Origin of the sequence: Lysinibacillus sp. FJAT-14745 (genome assembly GCF_001275675.1) — a bacterium.
Taxonomy (GTDB): Bacteria; Bacillota; Bacilli; order Bacillales_A; family Planococcaceae; genus Lysinibacillus.
On the sequence record NZ_LITM01000021.1, the window covers coordinates 8052 to 26378 of the forward strand.

Annotated in this window: 14 protein-coding genes; 13 read left to right on the plus strand and 1 reads right to left on the minus strand. The window is 38.0% G+C overall.

All coding sequences use genetic code 11. From position 1 onward, the window contains the following. The 3 genes from tnpA to prfB all read left to right on the plus strand — a co-directional run. A partial coding sequence (gene tnpA / locus AMS59_RS23825; RefSeq protein ID WP_082337788.1) for an IS200/IS605 family transposase occupies positions 1-288 on the plus strand: 288 nt, incomplete at its 5' end. 528 nt (positions 289-816) lie between these two features. Then, positions 817-1362: a competence protein ComK gene (locus tag AMS59_RS23830; RefSeq protein ID WP_053486190.1), complete on the plus strand. Its 546-nt coding sequence runs from the start codon at positions 817-819 to the stop codon at positions 1360-1362. A gap of 421 nt (positions 1363-1783) precedes the next feature. Next, positions 1784-2888, plus strand: a protein-coding gene (gene prfB / locus AMS59_RS23835; protein WP_369814364.1) for a peptide chain release factor 2 whose coding sequence is annotated in 2 segments (ribosomal slippage) — positions 1784-1858 and positions 1860-2888 — 1104 coding nt in all. Because the reading frame shifts where the segments join, the coding sequence is not laid out codon by codon here. A 251-nt stretch (positions 2889-3139) separates the two neighbouring features. On the opposite strand, the gene AMS59_RS23840 is transcribed toward prfB, so the two are convergent. Further along, the gene (locus AMS59_RS23840) at positions 3140-3649 is read right to left on the minus strand and encodes a competence protein ComK (protein ID WP_053486191.1); all 510 of its coding nucleotides are present in this window, start codon (positions 3647-3649) and stop codon (positions 3140-3142) included. Positions 3650-3874: 225 nt separating this feature from the next. Between AMS59_RS23840 and AMS59_RS23845 the strand changes: the two genes are divergently transcribed. The 10 genes from AMS59_RS23845 to AMS59_RS23890 all read left to right on the plus strand — a co-directional run bounded on the left by AMS59_RS23845 (position 3875) and on the right by AMS59_RS23890 (position 17712). After that, positions 3875-4117, plus strand: a complete 243-nt coding sequence (locus AMS59_RS23845; RefSeq protein ID WP_053486192.1) for an IDEAL domain-containing protein — start codon at positions 3875-3877, stop codon at positions 4115-4117. 356 nt (positions 4118-4473) lie between these two features. Next, the gene (gene uvrB, locus AMS59_RS23850) at positions 4474-6453 is read left to right on the plus strand and encodes an excinuclease ABC subunit UvrB (protein ID WP_053486193.1); all 1980 of its coding nucleotides are present in this window, start codon (positions 4474-4476) and stop codon (positions 6451-6453) included. Positions 6454-6460: 7 nt separating this feature from the next. Further along, positions 6461-9325 (plus strand): excinuclease ABC subunit UvrA, encoded by a 2865-nt coding sequence (uvrA, locus tag AMS59_RS23855; RefSeq protein ID WP_053486194.1) that lies wholly within the window; start codon positions 6461-6463, stop codon positions 9323-9325. Positions 9326-9671: 346 nt separating this feature from the next. After that, a complete protein-coding gene (locus AMS59_RS23860) occupies positions 9672-10865 on the plus strand; it encodes a DUF4097 family beta strand repeat-containing protein (RefSeq protein ID WP_053486195.1) in 1194 nt (397 codons plus the stop codon). A 410-nt stretch (positions 10866-11275) separates the two neighbouring features. Beyond that, positions 11276-11962 (plus strand): cell division ATP-binding protein FtsE, encoded by a 687-nt coding sequence (ftsE, locus tag AMS59_RS23865; protein ID WP_053486196.1) that lies wholly within the window; start codon positions 11276-11278, stop codon positions 11960-11962. After that, positions 11952-12836 (plus strand): permease-like cell division protein FtsX, encoded by an 885-nt coding sequence (gene ftsX, locus AMS59_RS23870; RefSeq protein ID WP_053486197.1) that lies wholly within the window; start codon positions 11952-11954, stop codon positions 12834-12836. Before ftsE ends, ftsX begins: the two co-directional genes overlap by 11 nt. Before the next feature lie 65 nt (positions 12837-12901). After that, the gene (locus tag AMS59_RS23875) at positions 12902-14212 is read left to right on the plus strand and encodes a murein hydrolase activator EnvC (RefSeq protein WP_053486198.1); all 1311 of its coding nucleotides are present in this window, start codon (positions 12902-12904) and stop codon (positions 14210-14212) included. A gap of 462 nt (positions 14213-14674) precedes the next feature. Continuing rightward, positions 14675-15298, plus strand: coding sequence for a hypothetical protein (locus AMS59_RS23880; RefSeq protein ID WP_053486199.1), 624 nt, complete (start codon positions 14675-14677; stop codon positions 15296-15298). A gap of 42 nt (positions 15299-15340) precedes the next feature. After that, the gene (locus AMS59_RS23885; RefSeq protein WP_053486200.1) at positions 15341-15928 is read left to right on the plus strand and encodes a peroxiredoxin; all 588 of its coding nucleotides are present in this window, start codon (positions 15341-15343) and stop codon (positions 15926-15928) included. 338 nt (positions 15929-16266) lie between these two features. Next, on the plus strand, positions 16267-17712 hold the full coding sequence (locus AMS59_RS23890; RefSeq protein ID WP_053486201.1) for a S41 family peptidase: 1446 nt from the start codon (positions 16267-16269) through the stop codon (positions 17710-17712). Positions 17713-18327 lie beyond the last annotated feature (615 nt).

Here is an 18327-nt window from a genome sequence, read left to right on the forward strand (position 1 = left end):
TTGGTGAGTATTCCACCAAAATTAAGTGTTTCATCGTTTGTGGGTTATTTGAAAGGGAAAAGTAGTTTAATGATATTCGATCGACATGCGAACCTAAAATATAAATATGGAAACAGGAAGTTTTGGTGTCGCGGATATTATGTAGATACAGTAGGAAGAAACAGAAAAATCATTCAGGAATATATAAAAAATCAATTACAAGAGGATATTCTTGAGGATCAAATGACCATGAAAGAATTCATTGATCCATTTACAGGAGAAGAAATAAAATCAAAAAAGCGAAAATAATAAAACCACTTTAGTGGTAGCGTGAAAACGGAGTGCGGTTGGCGGACCTTTCAGTGTGTCTTTAGACATGGGCCAGTACCCCAGCGTTTCACGCGTAGAGCAAACCACCAGTTAGACTGGTGGTTCTGATTCTATTGTTTTAGAATATTTTCACGATACGCTTGCTGCTAGCCAAGACCATAGCGAATGTGCGAACAATCGCCAAAAAGTCGGTGGAAGGTTTTTCAATCAGAGTTTAAAAATAATTGAAAATTCTGATAAAGGTATATAATACTGTAACAATAGGTAAATAGTTCAATGAAAAGGGTAATGTTTATAACTTTTTTCTGATCTATTATGAATATAAATAGTTGGAAAGTTTCGTTGATTTGAACCTGAATTTTGAATAAAGGGGGTGATTCATGGGTGGATATAAAGAATCCTCGAGAAAAGATGTCCTGGCCAGACCTTCTCAAGGAAATACATTGGCGAATACCAATATATTTATTAGTATACGCCTCTTTACTAGAAAAAATAAGGAGGATTGACATGCATAGTGATGACATTATGAGTAGTGAAACGATGCTGTATATACCGGAGTATGATGCCCATGGAAACTTGTGCACACGCGTAGTAGAAAGGAATAACGAATATATTTCAAAATTAGCACCGACAAAATTAATGGATTATAATCTACGTTATTTTGGTTCTAGCTTAAGAGGGGCTTTCGATGGCTCGAGAATGATACTTGGAAAGTTGAATAAAAATCCAATAGTTGTTCATGAACAAAGTAATATTGTATGGTTTCCAAGTAAGTCTTATGTACGACGTGACTGTATATGGTTTGCTGTTCATCATATTCAGGACTATCTAGCTGTCGATAAAAAGAATACAAGAGTAATTTTTATGAACGGCTATGAAACTAATGTGGATCTAAGTGTTAGAGCATTTGAAAACAGAATTCAAAGAGCTTTTTTACTAAAATATAAACTGGAGAAACGAACAAAGAATTTATTAGTTCAATACGATCGAGGTAAAGTATTCCAACGTATGGTGAACGATGTTATTTTTGAGGATGAAGCTGAAAAAGACTGAAACGAATGCTGAGTTGTAAAAAAGTATGTTTTCCGCCGTAAAAACGTTATAATAAAAAGATCGGGGCTTTAATGTATCGATATTTAAACTTCTATCGTAGAAGTTTTATCTTCATTCAGCAGAAGACTCCCACCTCTGCAGGTGGTGAGATGAATGCGGATGTGATTCCTTGTCCAAACACCTACTGAATGAAGAAAGCCTCCGGCGGATGTCACGGATTTTGAGAGGAAGGAATAAAGGATGTTAGCCTAAAACCTTCGCATCCTGCGAAAACGGCTAACTGACCTGCGTCGTGCAGGCCTAGGCACAATTCAAAATCCGGACGCATTGTTTATCTGTGCGAAAGCAAAGCGACAGCAACAATTACGCCAAGGCGAAATTGATAAGATGGCCCCATTAATAATGTTCGGAGGATTTAACAATGATTGAATTAGCAAATGTACGTAACGCGTTAGACACTTCAGCCAAAAAATTGGCGGATTTCAGGAGGTCTCTTTGACTTAGAAAACAAAGAGGCACGCATTCAGGAATTAGATGAAATGATGCTTGAGCCAGGCTTCTGGGATGATCAGCAAGGCGCACAGGTAGTCATTAATGAGAGCAATGGCTTAAAGGCCATTGTTAATGAATATAAAGATTTATTGGAAACACATGAGAACCTAGATATGACGCTAGAGCTATTGCGAGAAGAGCCTGATGAAGAATTGCAGGAGGAGCTAGGCAATGAATTAGTAGAATTCCAGCAAAAAATGGGCGATTTTGAGCTGCAATTACTATTAAGCGGTCCATACGATCAAAATAATGCGATTTTAGAGCTACACCCAGGAGCTGGTGGTACGGAATCTCAGGATTGGGGCTCAATGCTGCTTCGTATGTACACACGCTGGGCAGAAAAACGTGGTTTTAAAGTCGAAACAGTTGATTATCTTCCTGGCGATGAAGCAGGGATTAAATCTGTAACATTGTCCATTAAGGGTCACAATGCTTACGGCTATTTACAAGCAGAAAAAGGTGTCCATCGTTTAGTACGTATTTCACCGTTTGACTCTTCGGGTCGTCGTCATACATCATTCGTTTCTTGTGATGTTATGCCTGAATTCGATGACAATATTGAAATTGATATTCGTACAGAGGATTTAAAAATTGATACGTATCGTGCAACAGGTGCAGGTGGTCAGCATATTAATACGACAGATTCAGCTGTTCGTATTACACACATTCCAACTGGTACTGTCGTACAATGTCAGGCAGAACGTTCACAAATTAAAAACCGTGAAAAAGCCATGACGATGCTAAAAGGGAAACTCTATCAATTAGAGATCGACAAGCAGCAAGCACAGCTAGATGAAATCCGTGGTGAACAGAAGGAAATCGGCTGGGGTTCACAAATTCGTTCATATGTATTCCATCCATATTCAATGGTGAAGGATCATCGTACAAATGAAGAAACAGGTAATGTAGGAGCGGTGATGGATGGTGATGTAGATCCATTCATTAATGCATACTTACGTTCAAAAATCGGGTAATGAAAGCCCCTCAGAGGCACAGTAAAATTGTGCTTTTGAGGGGGTTTTTTTGATTCTAAATCAATTATGCCTCGGCATAATTGATTTAGAATCGGCTTTGTGCTTGCACGAAGAACTCCTTTCCGATTTCATGACATCCGCCGGAGGCTTAACTTCTATCAGCGGATGTTTGAACACCCACTGATAAGTGACTTAAAACTGTATTCATCTCGCCACCTATAGAGGTAGGAGACTTCTGTAGCTGAAAGAAGTTAAAAAGGTGGATGAAACGGAGTGTCTTGGCTAATCTCCTTACGTTCATTCATGTAATGCTTATAGAGCATCGATGCATTGACAAATTGCTTACTAATCGAAGCATATTGAATAGACAGTTCAATCTGTTTATTATTTTTCAGTGTGACGATACAGCCCATTCTACTCGGTACAATATTCGCAATGGCGTGAAGTCCAATCCAAATATTGTGGACAGAGTTTGGCGAATATGTTGGGAGAAAAATACATGGATAACCGTAATCATAAGCAACAACGATTGGAAGCTTATGTTGATTACCGAAAAAGCGTTTGGCGGAATGTCTTGCTGCTTCATAAGTTGTTCCTAGTGAGACACAAGATTTTCGTAATATATGCATTGGTTTCCGTGTGACGATCAATTCATTGTGCTTATCAATTACCCGTGTGAAAATTTTAGAGTCATACTGAATTGGCTGAAGTAAATAGGTGTTGAAAGACATTAAATATGCATTGACGTAGTTTGCTGACATCTATGTAAGCCTCCTTTTTCTATTTGTTATTGAAGTGTAAAACATAAATTAAAATTCAGAAAATATAGACAAAAGGAGAAAACCATTGCTGTTTCAAGCAATTTCTCTAAGCAATTGCTTGAAACAGCAAGAGATTAATAGTAAATCGAAGTGATTTTCAGTTCTTAAACATTGCATTTTAATTTCAATTTTCATATAATTTAGAAAAGGATCGAGGTGAGATCGTTGGATAAATATTATTCGTATACAGATTTTCTAAAAGCCGTTGGTCAGTCAAAGAAAGTTGATGAGGCAGAGAAATTATTAAACGAGATTTATTTAGATTTATTTTTAAATCATATCCAGCGTAAGCATCGTGAAGAGCAGCTCATGGTTCTGATAGATAGAGCGCTCGATGAAAAAGATGAAAAGGCATTTCATCTATACGCAGCCGAACTAGTAGCTTTACACCAAGATGCAAGTGAATAATATGACGAGCCCGTTCTCCGCTTATTGGAGGGCGGGATTTTTTTGCTATTTTCGTACTAGCTGATCAGTTTTATCGGCTAACTACCCGATCAAATTCTTCACCCCACCTGAGCGTCTTTCCCCTCTAAGGTCATGCATTTACATCTTCCCATCTCGATTAACTAACATTTGGAAAGGGTAATCTATTTATAGATAGGCTGTAATTGAATTTTTAGTACATACGTTCTATCAGTGTCATCTTAAGTATAGCAAACGGAAAAATTTTTCACAAACATTCGTTCGTTAAATGTTCGAAATTTTAATAATGCTATGCTAAAATATATGTATCAAATTGGTAGGAAAGGACGGGGACATGTGTGCAAACATTTGATTTACAAGCGCCATATACGCCTAATGGAGATCAGCCACAGGCAATTGCGGAATTAGTGGAGGGTGTACGTGCAGGTAAACGTCATCAAACATTACTCGGTGCAACAGGAACAGGAAAAACGTTTACGATTTCTAATGTCATTAAACAGGTAAAAAAACCGACACTTATTATGGCACACAATAAAACACTAGCGGGTCAATTATATAGTGAGTTTAAAGAGTTCTTCCCTAATAATGCAGTTGAATACTTTGTTAGTTACTATGATTACTTTCAGCCAGAGGCCTATGTACCGCAGACGGATACTTATATCGAGAAAGATTCAAGCATTAATGATGAAATTGATAAGTTGCGTCACTCTGCGACATCTGCATTATTCGAGCGTGATGATGTCATTATTATTGCATCCGTGTCCTGTATTTATGGTCTAGGTTCTCCAGAAGAATATCGTGAAATGGTCGTGTCAGTTCGTACTGGAATGGAAATTGAACGTAATCAGTTGCTTCGAAAACTGGTCGATGTACAGTATGAGCGTAATGATGTGAGTTTTACACGAGGTACGTTTCGGGTACGTGGTGATGTAGTAGAAATTTTTCCAGCATCCCGTGACGAACAATGTATCCGCGTAGAATTTTTTGGGGACGAGATCGACCGAATTCGTGAGGTAGATGCGTTAACTGGAGAAATACTAGCAGAGCGTGATCATGTAGCTATTTTCCCAGCATCCCACTTCGTTACACGAGAAGAAAAAATGCGAAAAGCCATTGAAAATATTGAAAAAGAGTTGGAGGAGCGTCTAGCTCTTTTACGTGCAGAGGATAGATTGTTGGAGGCACAGCGTTTAGAGCAACGCACTCGTTATGATTTAGAAATGATGGGTGAAATGGGCTTTTGCTCAGGTATCGAAAACTACTCGCGTCATTTAACATTGCGTGAAGCGGGAGCAACGCCATATACGCTACTTGACTATTTCCCTGATGATTTTTTACTTGTTGTTGATGAAAGCCACGTTACTTTGCCACAAGTTCGAGGGATGTATAACGGTGACCAAGCACGTAAAGGTGTGTTAGTTGAGCATGGCTTCCGTTTGCCATCAGCACTAGATAACCGCCCTTTACGTTTTGAAGAATTTGAGAAACATATACATCAAGCTATTTATGTATCGGCAACACCTGGCCCGTATGAGCTTGAGCATTCTCCAGAAATGGTGCAGCAAATTATTCGTCCAACAGGGCTGCTTGATCCACAAATTGACGTACGACCTATTGAAGGGCAAATTGATGATTTAATCGATGAGATTCAAGGGCGTATTGCTCGTGATGAACGGGTGCTCGTTACAACATTGACGAAAAAAATGTCAGAGGATTTATCAGCTTATTTGAAGGAAATGGGCTTAAAGGTGGAGTACTTGCATTCAGAGATTAAGACGCTTGAGCGAATTGAAATTATTCGCGAGCTGCGAAAAGGTACTTATGATGTTCTAATCGGCATTAACTTATTACGAGAAGGGTTAGATATTCCTGAGGTTTCTCTTGTGGCGATTTTAGATGCTGACAAGGAAGGATTTTTACGTTCAGAGCGTTCATTAATTCAAACGATTGGACGTGCTGCACGTAATGCTAATGGTCATGTCATTATGTACGCAGATAATATGACGGATTCGATGAAAAAGGCGATTGAAGAAACGAAGCGTCGTCGAACAATGCAAATGGCGTATAACGAAGAGCATGGCATTACACCGAAAACGATTGTGAAGAAAATTCCTGATGTTATTCGCGCGACACAGGTGGCAGAGGAAGAAGAGTCTTATGTAACGAAGGCAACGAAAGGTAAGAAGCTGACGAAGGCGGAAAAAGAGCAGTTACTTGCTACACTAGAAGTAGAAATGAAGGAAGCAGCGAAAGCACTCGATTTCGAACGTGCTGCTGAGCTGCGCGATACAATATTTGAATTGAAATCAGAAGGGTGAACGGCTTGTGAAAAATACTGAAATAGTCGTGCAAGGCGCACGAGCACATAATTTAAAAAATATTAATGTCACAATTCCACGCGATCAATTAGTCGTGCTAACAGGTTTATCGGGCTCAGGGAAATCATCATTAGCGTTCGATACGATTTATGCCGAGGGACAACGTCGTTATGTGGAATCCCTTTCAGCTTATGCACGTCAATTCCTTGGTCAAATGGATAAACCAGATGTTGATGCGATTGAGGGATTATCTCCTGCTATTTCAATCGATCAAAAAACGACGAGCCGTAACCCACGTTCTACAGTTGGGACAGTAACGGAAATCTATGATTATTTACGTTTGCTATTTGCGCGCATCGGTAAGCCTATTTGTACGAATCATGGTATTGAAATTACTTCCCAAACAATTGAGCAAATGGTCGATCGTTTATTAACTTATCCAGAAAGAACGAAAATGCAGTTACTTGCTCCAATGGTTTCAGGGCGTAAGGGAACGCACGTAAAGCTACTGGAAGATTTAAAAAAGCAAGGTTTTGTTCGAGTACGTATCGACGGCGAGCTACGTGATTTAGATGATGCGATTGAACTTGATAAAAACAAAAAGCATTCAATAGAAGTAGTCGTCGATCGTGTTGTTATGAAGGAAGGTATCGCATCACGTCTTAGTGATTCCTTAGAGACAGCATTACGTTTGGCAGATGGGCGTGTACTTGTCGATGTGATGGAACATGAGGAATTATTATTTAGTGAGCATCATGCTTGTCCGTTATGTGGATTTTCAATCGGTGAGCTAGAGCCTCGCATGTTTTCATTTAATAGTCCATTTGGAGCTTGTCCAAGCTGTGATGGCTTAGGCTCGACACAAGAGGTAGATCTTGATTTAGTAGTGCCTGATTGGGATCGTAGTCTATTAGAGCATGCTATAGCACCGTGGGAACCAACAAGCTCTCAATATTATCCACAGTTATTAAAGGCTGTATGCGATCATTATGATATCCCAATGGACGTCCCAGTAAAGGATCTTCCGAAAGAACAGATGGATAAAATTTTATATGGTTCTGGTAAAGATAAAATCCACTTCCATTATGAAAATGAGTTTGGCAATGTGCGAGATCAAATGATTGAATTCGAAGGAGTTGTCCGTAATGTGGAGCGCCGTTTTAAGGAGACAACGTCTGATTACGTGCGTGAACAAATGGAAAAATATATGGCGCAGCAAGCATGTCCATCTTGTAAAGGTTATCGCTTAAAGCCTGAAACATTAGCTGTAAAACTAGCAGATAAGCATATTGGTGAAGTTACACAGTATTCAATTCAGGAAGCTGATACATTTTTCAAAGAGCTGGATTTATCAGAAAAGGATATGAAAATTGCTCGTCTTGTCTTACGCGAAATTGAAGAACGACTAGGCTTCCTTGTCAATGTAGGGTTAGATTATTTAACGTTAAGTCGAGCAGCAGGGACACTTTCAGGGGGAGAAGCTCAACGAATTCGCCTTGCAACACAAATCGGCTCGCGATTAACGGGTGTCCTTTATATTTTAGACGAACCATCAATCGGCTTGCATCAACGTGATAATGACCGTCTTATTAGTACACTGCAAAATATGCGTGATATTGGCAATACGCTTATTGTTGTCGAGCACGATGAAGATACGATGCTGGCGGCGGATTATCTTATTGATGTTGGTCCTGGCGCAGGTGTGCATGGTGGTCAAATTGTAGCGGCAGGCACACCGCAGGAAGTAATGGACAATGAAAAGTCATTGACGGGGCAATACTTAAGTGGCAAAAAGTTTATTCCACTGCCAATTGAGCGACGCAAACCGAATGGACGCAAATTATCGATTAAAGGTGCCAAGGAAAATAATCTTCAAAATGTGAAAGTTGATATACCACTTGGCTTATTCGTTGCAGTAACAGGGGTTTCGGGGTCAGGTAAATCAACGCTTATTAATGAAATTTTATATAAATCATTAGCTCAAAAGCTTAATCGTTCAAAAGTAAAGCCGGGCGAACATAAAGAAGTAACGGGGATTGATGAGCTCGAAAAGGTTATTGATATTGACCAATCACCAATCGGTCGTACACCTCGCTCTAATCCTGCTACGTATACAGGGGTTTTTGATGATATTCGAGATGTCTTTGCAGCAACAAATGAGGCAAAGGTACGTGGCTATAAAAAAGGTCGCTTTAGCTTTAACGTTAAAGGAGGCCGCTGTGAGGCTTGTCGTGGTGACGGTATTATAAAAATTGAAATGCATTTCCTGCCAGATGTTTACGTGCCATGTGAAGTCTGTCATGGGAAGCGTTATAACCGTGAAACGCTGGAAGTGAAATATAAAGATAAGAGCATTGCGGATATTTTAGATATGACGATTGAAAACGCAGTAGTATTCTTCGAAAATATTCCGAAAATCCAGCGTAAACTACAAACGATCGTGGATGTAGGATTAGGCTATATGAAACTAGGACAACCTGCAACGACTTTATCTGGTGGTGAGGCACAGCGTGTAAAATTAGCCTCTGAATTACACCGTCGTTCAACAGGAAAATCATTCTATATTTTAGACGAGCCGACAACGGGCTTACATGCGCATGATATTGCACGTTTACTCGTTGTTCTACAGCGTCTTGTAGAAAATGGCGATTCAGTGCTAGTAATCGAACATAATTTAGATGTCATCAAGACAGCAGACTACATTATCGATTTAGGACCTGAAGGTGGAGACAAAGGTGGTACTATTGTGGCGACAGGTACACCAGAAGAAGTCGTAGAAGTAAGTGGCTCGTATACAGGGAAATATTTAAAGCCAATATTAACAAGAGATCGTATGCGTATGGAAGCTGTTTTAGCAAAGGCTTCTCAATAATTATAAAAAGTTCGCAAACTACCTAATGGGGATTTGCGAACTTTTTTATGTGCACGAAGGTAGATGTCGATAAAAATGAAAAGTTGGATGATAAAAGTTGAAGGTGTATCGATAAAATTCAAAAGTTGGATGATATTACGATAAAACGTATGTCATGTGGATAGGTTGATTGGAGTGGAGGCTGGACGCCACCTGGAAAGCGCCCAGCCGGAACGGAAATCAACCCCACGCTTATCGTTAAGAGCTTAAAAAAGATATATCCCCAATATTTTCATTTTTATGGTGAAACTTTTCACAAAATGAATCGTATAAATAATATAACGAACTGAGGGAGGCTATTTTAATTATGCAAAATGAACGTAAACGAATTTTAGAACTTGTGGAAAAAGGAACAATTTCAGCGCAAGAGGCGATTACATTATTAGAAGCATTAGAGCAACCTAGCAAGTCCACTCAAAATGTTATGAATGATGTGGCAAATGAGGACCAACATTCCTCAACAGAAAAAGAGTCAGTCTTTAAAAATGAAAGTCACAAAGATGAACAACCACAAAAAGATGAAGATTTCTCTGAATATTTACAAGAAGAAATGCGAGATTTCCGTAAAGATTTAACACAAATCGGTTCACTCTTTATGGATATGATGAATACGGCAGTAAAAAAGGTCAAAGAATTTGATGTCACTTCTCCATTTGGTGATAAATTCGAGTTTACACATACGGAAGAAGTTGCAGCTGAACATGTAGAAAAAATAATTGTTGAATTACCGAATGGCAATTTTTCTTTAGAAACTGCTGAAGGAGATAGCTTCCAAGTCATTTGCAAAGTAAAGGCACCTTTTGTTAATGATAGTGAAGAAGAAACACGTGCTAATTTCCTAGAGCAATTCGTTGTTAAAAATGATGGAGATTCACTACGAATTTTAAGCCAACTTAAGCTTGCTCAAGTAAATGTTAAAGTACTTGTTCCAAAGGATAAATTAGAAAAATTATCAGTACGATTAATGAACGGTAGTGTTACATTACAAGATACGGATTTCGAGCAATTAAAAGTAAAGACATTAAACGGTGCGATTAAAGGCTCTAAGTTTAACTTTGGAAAGGCAGAAGTGGATTCTTCTAATGGTTCGATTGAATTAATAAATGTTCGTGGTAAAGATTTAGAGGCTGAAACATTGAATGGCCGTGTCTATTTAGATGGCGCATTGGATGAAGTTGAAGCAAAATCGGTTAATGGACATGTTGTTGTCACAACTTGCTCTACTAATTCATCGAAAATCAAAGCACAAACAGTCGCAGGAGCTGTTGAATTGTATGTGCCGCGTACAATATCGTTAAGCGGTAAAATTGTTACGAATTTTGGTAAAGTAGATGTTGGTATTCAAGATGTTTCAAAAATTGAATTACAGGATCAATTTTTATCAAAAGTAGTACGTTTTGATAAAGAAGTAGAGAATGCTAATCGTCTATTTATCGAAGGTGAGTCTAAAACAGGTGCAGTTTTAGTACGCTATACAACAACTGACGAGCAGCAAATTTAACTCCTTTCAGCAATTATTTTGTGTAGCGAAAGCGCAGCGTCAGCAACACGGTTTTATCTGTGCGAAAGCGCAGCGTCAGCAACAACACACGACTGAGTGACCAACATCAAGTTGGCCTAAAGCCTCCGGCGGATAATAATAAAAAGCATTCAGGCTATGCAAAACAGCATAGCTTGAATGCTTTTTTATTGCTTAAAAACATAAGAAAAACAGAAATCGACTTCCCTCTATTGAGCTCGATTTCTGTTTTCTTATATGTCGAGTTTATGCTATTTTTATGGCAATCAAATAACGAAATAACAAGAACTACCACGTAATGAAATGAAAATGTAATAAAAAAGGGAGAAATAGAATGCTATAATAGATAATGAAATACCTCTTACATGGTAAGAGATTTAGGTGGTTTAAATATGATAGAAATGAAAAATGTGACAAAGAAGTATCCAAATGGCGTTGTTGCGACAAATGGGCTTTCCGTAAACATAAAGCAAGGTGAATTTGTCTATGTTGTAGGTCCAAGTGGTGCAGGTAAATCTACATTCATTAAATTAATGTACCGCGAGGAAAAAGCTACTTCTGGAGAAATCACTGTTAATGGCATAAATTTAGCAGGATTGAAAAATAAAAAGGTACCTTTTTTACGTCGTCAAATCGGTGTTGTTTTCCAGGACTTCAAACTGCTACCTCGTTTGAGTGTTTATGAAAATGTAGCGTTTGCACTTGAGGTAATCGAGGAAGACCCAATAGAAATTCGCCGTCGTGTAATGGAGGTTTTAGAGCTCGTTGGCCTGAAGCAAAAGGCAAGAATGTTCCCTAATGAACTTTCAGGTGGCGAACAGCAACGTGTTTCGATTGCACGTTCTATTGTGAATGTGCCGAAGGTCGTTATTGCGGATGAACCTACTGGGAATCTTGACCCTGAGACATCTTGGGACATTATGAATTTATTCGAAGAAATTAATGCAAGAGGTACAACTATTGTAATGGCAACCCATAACCGTGAAATCGTAAATACGATTCGTCGTCGAGTAATTGCAATTGAAGGCGGAATGATTGTCCGTGATGAGCATGGAGGTGACTACGGCTATGAAGTTTAATACGGTAAAACGTCACTTCCGAGAAAGTTTTAAGTCTCTTGGTCGTAATAGCTGGATGACTATTGCCTCAGTGAGCGCAGTAACAGTTACATTAATATTAGTAGGCGTATTCGCGCTAATTATGATGAATTTAAATAAAGTAGCATCTGATTTAGAGAACGATGTTGAAATTAAAGTGTTAATCGATGAAACAGCAGATAAAGCTGCTGAAAAAGCACTCATGGAAAAAATAAAGAAATTGCCAGATATCGCAGAGATGACCTATTCGACAAGGGAAAATGAATTAACGAAATTAGTAAAAGATTTTGGGGACGATTTTAAACTATTTGAGCAAAGTAATCCATTACGTAATGTTATTTATGTGAAGGCTTCTGATCCTCAGCAAACAGCTGCTGTTGCTAAAAAAATTGATAAATTTGAGTATACATATGACGTTATGTATGGTGAAGGCAAAGTAGAAAAGCTATTTAACTTCTTAAATATTAGTCGCAACGTAGGGATAGTGCTTATTTTAGGATTATTATTTACAGCGATTTTCTTAATTTCTAATACGATTCGAATTACTATTATTGCACGCGGTGATGAAATAGAAATTATGAAACTTGTCGGAGCAACGAATTCATTCGTGCGTATACCATTTTTATTAGAAGGAATGTGGCTCGGAATTTTAGGTTCTATTATTCCGATTGCGGTCATCGCAACCCTTTACCACAATGTATATAGAATTATAGCTCCTCGATTAAAAGGCGAACTTGTTCAAGTACTTGATTTCTCACCTCTTGTGTACCAAGTGAGCGGTCTATTATTACTCATCGGTGTACTAATTGGTATTTGGGGAAGTTTCATGTCAGTACGTAAGTTTTTGAAAATCTAAATATCGTTAGGCTTCAAACAAAACGAATTTTTTAAAAAATTAATAGTCGAAAAGGAGTTCAATAGGTGAAAAGTATGGCGAAAAACTCAATGAAAACACTTGCTACAGCATCTGCACTATTTCTTTTTATCCAAACTCCATCAGCGTATGCAACTAGTTTATCGGATTTAAAAGATGAAAAAAAACAAATTGAATCAAAGAAAGATGGCTTGAATTCATCCATCAAAAGTAAAACAAATGATATTTCTACAAATGAAAACAAGCAACAAAAATTATTAGATCAAATTCAAACATTAAATGCTGATATCGACAAAACTAATAGTAATATCAAAAATGTATGGGCAGACATTCAATCTGCAAATGAAGATATAAAAGCTTTAGAAGGTTCTATTGCAGAACTTCTGCATAAAATTAAAGAGCGCGATTTATTGTTAGAGGAGCGTGCGCGTGCTATTCAGGCAGGTGGTTCCGTTAGCTACTTAGACGTATTACTTGGTTCTAATAGCTTTGTAGATTTTATTGATAGATTCTCTGCTGTCAATACATTACTAGAAGCGGATCGCCAAATTATCCAAGACCAAAAAGAGGACAAGCAAAAATTAGAAGAACAAAAGCAAGTCTTAGAAGAAAAACGCCATAAGCTCGAAGATAAAAAAGCTGAGCTTGATCGTTTAAAAGCATCATTGAACGGACAGAAAACTGAGAAGAACAAATTAATTGATCAATTAGAAAAAGAACAAGAAAAGCTGAAGTCAGAAAAAGTATTGCTTGAGAAAGAATATTCTGAGGCTCTTGACATTAGTGCGGAATTACAACAAAAAATCATTGATGAGCAAAATCGATTAGCTGAAGTTGCTCGTCAACAAGAAGCAAAACGTAAGGCGGCCGCAGCTGCCGCAGCTGCAGCCAAGGCATCTAATTCAAGCAATAATGGTGGTGGGTCTTCAATAGTCAATGCTCCACAAACAAATGGTACTTGGATTAAACCAACAAATGGTCGTTTAACATCGACTTATGGATGGCGTGAGTTTGGCGGTTCTGAGTTCCATTATGGAGTCGACCTTGCAAATAGTACAGGTACTCCAGTTTGGGCAGCAGCTGATGGTGTTGTGTCCTATGCTGCACCACTAAGCACGTATGGTAATTGTGTCATCATTACACATTCTATCAACGGTCAAATTTATACGACAGTGTATGCACACTTAAATTCTTTCAATGTTAGTGTAGGTTCAGAGGTATCCCAAGGTCAGCAAATAGCAGCAATGGGTATGACTGGACGTGTAACAGGACCGCACTTGCACTTTGAAGTGCACATCGGTCCATGGAGAGGACAAGCAGTCGGAAGTGACAATCCATTGAAATATATTCCGATTTAACTTCTTTCAGCAAATGTCTTTTGTAGCGAATGCGAAGCGTCAGCTTTATGCCGAGACATAATTGATAAATAGTGAAAGCTATACATTAGGGTTCTTCTAATGTATAGCTTTTTTTATATTTATCGGGTATTCACACATTTACAGATGAAAGTGAATGCCCCGGCACTTCTGCTGAAAATCTTGCTAGTCATGATTACGTAGTGTCAATAAACCGAGGAGACTTGGTAGCAGCTTTGAAACGTTGGAAATCTTCATATTGTACTTGTAGAAATAATAGAGTTGGATAGAAACAGCAAAGTGATGGATAGAATCATAAAAATGACAGATAGAATGTCATTAAATTTCATGAAGAATCTGAGTGCCGTTTTTTAGGAAGATTTTTTGAACACAGTGTGAAATGACAGTTCATATAAAGATTATATGCTATGCTGAAGCTATCTTTTCTTGTGGAGGATTTAGTAGGTGATTAATACAGAATGGTTCTCTATTCGGACACTAACATTACCAGCAACAGCTGTCGCTCTTCTTGTGGCCTTTTTCATTGTATGGCTAGTTTTACGGGTACAATTTCCGAAGAATTGGGCGGGGGTATATGGTGACGCAGTCTTTACCTTTATTGTCGTTTGGAAATTTAGCATAATTGTCACTGATTTTAAAGCTGTTATCGCTCAACCATTTGCGCTCCTTTATTTTAATGGTGGAACAATTGGTGTCTTTTTAGGAGTATTGGCAGCATCATTACAGCTTTTGCTGAAGCGACAAAAAATTCAGTTTGACGCAACTGGGATCGCTGCTTGTGGTTGGGCAATCATTTTAACGCAATCGATCTATCAATGGCTTGTGGTGTTACTAAATGATAATCAAACCAATAGCGAAATGATTACTTTACTTGTGCTAAGTACACTAACAGTCCTCATATTGTGGAAAATAACAGCTATCAATCGTGCATTATTTTTATATACGATTGGTCTTATGATTGTTGCTCTCTTTCAGCCACATGGTTTATGGCAACTGGCTGTAGGGGTGAGCGTCATATTATTGATATTAGGTATTGCGATTCAGCATTTTGCTGGCGTATCTAAATGATGCTGTTCAAAGAGAAAGTACTAAATTATTGGGAGGTAAGGAATGAAAAAAAATATTGGGCTGCTTATCGTCGTGTTATTAGTAGTCGCGATGATTGGTACATATGTTAAACAGCAAATTGATAAGGATCGTGAAATTGAAACAGCTTCTCTAGGGAAAGAAATGGATGAACGAAAAATTGGTTTAAACAATGGAGATACGCCACCGGATTTTACTTTAACAAGTTTGGACGGTAAAGATGTGACATTGAGTGAGCTTCGTGGAAAAAAAGTCGTGTTAAACTTTTGGGCAACATTCTGTCCACCGTGCAAGGCAGAAATGCCACATATGCAAAATTATTATGAACAATATGCAAAAAAAGATAATGTAGAAATAATAGCTGTCAATTTAACACAGGCTGAACGAGATGTAACAGATGACGCAAAAGTAGATTCTGTAATGACATTTAGAGATAGCTTCAATTTAACTTTCCCTATTTTACTTGACCCGAAAAACTCAGCCGGCTTAGCCTATCAAATATTAACGATTCCTACAACCTATTTTATTGATTCAAATGGATATATTCGACGTGCTGTTAAAGGGCCAATGAATGCGGAAATGTTAAAAAACTATGTAGATGCATTAGACTAAACAAAAAAATAAAATCAAAGAATCTGCTCGTTTTCACAAAGAAACGAAGCAGATTTTTTACGTAAATATTCCCTAGTTTATAAAACGTCCATGATTCGTGAAAGGATACCCGCGGTAGGAAGGGAAATACCCGCGAATGACGAAAGGATACCCGCGGTAGGAAGGGAAATACCCGCGAATGATGATAGGATACCTGCGCTAAGAAGACAAATATCCGAGATATGCAATAGAATACTCGTAAAATAAAAATCATAGAATTCAACAAATTAATTTGAAGATTAATCTTGTATGTTTGAAAAATTAAATTCATACAGTAAAAGAGACGGAGGAGGGAAGGTTTGCGCAAAATAATGGCTGGTGTCGGCGTACTTGCTAGTAGTCTATTGCTAGGTAGTGGAGTTTATTTTGACTGGTTTAATTTAGGGGATAAAAAGGAGCCGGTCGTAGCAGAGGTTGATTCGATTAATGAAGCGTTGAATTTAATTGAGGAAAAATCTGTATACAGTACGAAAAAAGATGCATTAGTAGAGGGGGCACTTCGTGGTATGGCAGATGCTATTAAGGACCCTTATAGCACCTATTATTCGAAGGAAGAAGCGGAACAACACCGACAAATGTTAGCCGAGGAAAGAGTGGGCATTGGAATTGAGCTATCTGAAAATAACGGAAAATTTATTGTTGTGTCTCCAGTTCGTTCGTCCCCAGCAGATAAAGCAGGAATGCGCTCTCTCGATGAAATTGTACAAGTTGATAGCGTTCGAGTAGATGGTAAAAAGATGAGTGAACTAATGCAATTAATTCAAGGAGAGAAGGGGACGAAAGTAACTATTGTCGTCTATCGTCCAAGTGAAGATAAACATATTAAAATGACGATGGAACGAGCGGCAATTTCCAATAAAACAGTAACGAGCGAAGTAGTGAACGTAGAAAATACTCCGCTAGGTTATGTGGAAATCTCACTATTCGGTGAGAAAACGGCCAATGAATGGGTTGCCGAAACGAGTAAATTGCTTCGGAAAGATATAAAAGGGTTAGTAATTGATGTGCGGGATAATCCAGGTGGTTATTTACATAGCGTCGCAGCGCTACTAAGCACAGTATTGGAGAAAGGCAAAGTGTTTGCCTATATGCAAAATGCTGAAGGTGCTATGGAACCATTAAAAACGGAATCAAAAAGCTTTGATGAAAAATATTTACAGACAATGTACAAGATACCGATTGTTGTGTTACAGAATTCGGGTAGTGCATCTGCTAGTGAAGTACTTAGTGGCGCTTTAAAAAGCTGGGGACGTGCTTCCCTTGTTGGTGTCAAGAGTTTTGGAAAGGGAACAGTACAGGAGTCTTGGTCTCTGAAAAATGGTGGAGAGCTTAAACTGTCCACAAATAAATGGCTGACACCAAAGCGCGAATGGATTCATGGGCAAGGTATTGAAGCTAATTTAGTTGTTGAACAAAATGAATTATTCGCTTTTCAAATGCATCCACTATCAGGGAAGTTTAAAGAGGGCGACATGAGTGAGGAAATTGCTTATACGCAAAATGCTTTAAAAAAGCTAGGCTATAAAATTGCTCGTTTAGACGGTTACTTGGATGAATCGACGGCGGAGGCTGTTAAGCTTTATCGAGAGGATAAGAAATTGACAAAGGCAGAAGATAATATTTATCTGGACACTACCTTCTTTAACAGCTTGAACGAAACGTTGAAAATATACAAAGGGGATCGTCAAAATGATTTGCAGTTCCAAATGGCGACAAGCTTTTTATTGCACAATATTGAAGAATAAATAATAGTAGGTGTGCTGATTTGGGGAATGTAGACCGGTAAAAGGATTTTTTTATTGATATTTTGCTTTTGTATCCCCATTTTATAGTGATATAAATAACTTAATCTATCACACTTAATAGGAGCATGTTTCGATCAATTTTTTCAAAACATGCTCTTTAGATATGTTCCCATATCAAGGTTATATCGTTAATTTAATCAAACTTAATTACTAAAGCCCCTCATTAGCTTAATAAGGAAATGTAAAATGATTTTCTATGACTCTTATAGGAGCAATAATATCGAGTTGGCAGCCCACGATTGAGTCGGGAATTTGAAATGTCATTAGAGTTTAATCCGATAGTATTATTTAGCTGTCGCTTAATCAACTATATTGAAAAAACTTATTTGATTGAAAGTGTTGACAGATAAAAAGCTATTGTGGTATATTTTAATTCCTGTCACTTCGACAGCGAAAACGAATAAAATGTTTTGAAATAGTTATTGACAAACGTATTGATGTTTTGATATAATTAAATCCTGTCGTCGAACGACGGTGAAAAATGAACCTTGAAAACTGAACAAGCAAAACGTAATCAATAAAGTTTTTAGTAGCTAACCTTGAGTTGGTGAACGA

Bases quoted from the DNA above. Each gene is read 5' to 3' on its own strand.
- AMS59_RS23830 (WP_053486190.1), top strand. From the start codon at position 817: ATGCATAGTGATGACATTATGAGTAGTGAAACGATGCTGTATATACCG.
- AMS59_RS23840 (WP_053486191.1), bottom strand. From the start codon at position 3,649: ATGTCAGCAAACTACGTCAATGCATATTTAATGTCTTTCAACACCTAT.
- AMS59_RS23860 (WP_053486195.1), top strand. From the start codon at position 9,672: ATGCAAAATGAACGTAAACGAATTTTAGAACTTGTGGAAAAAGGAACA.
- ftsE (WP_053486196.1), top strand. From the start codon at position 11,276: ATGATAGAAATGAAAAATGTGACAAAGAAGTATCCAAATGGCGTTGTT.
- ftsX (WP_053486197.1), top strand. From the start codon at position 11,952: ATGAAGTTTAATACGGTAAAACGTCACTTCCGAGAAAGTTTTAAGTCT.
- AMS59_RS23885 (WP_053486200.1), top strand. From the start codon at position 15,341: ATGAAAAAAAATATTGGGCTGCTTATCGTCGTGTTATTAGTAGTCGCG.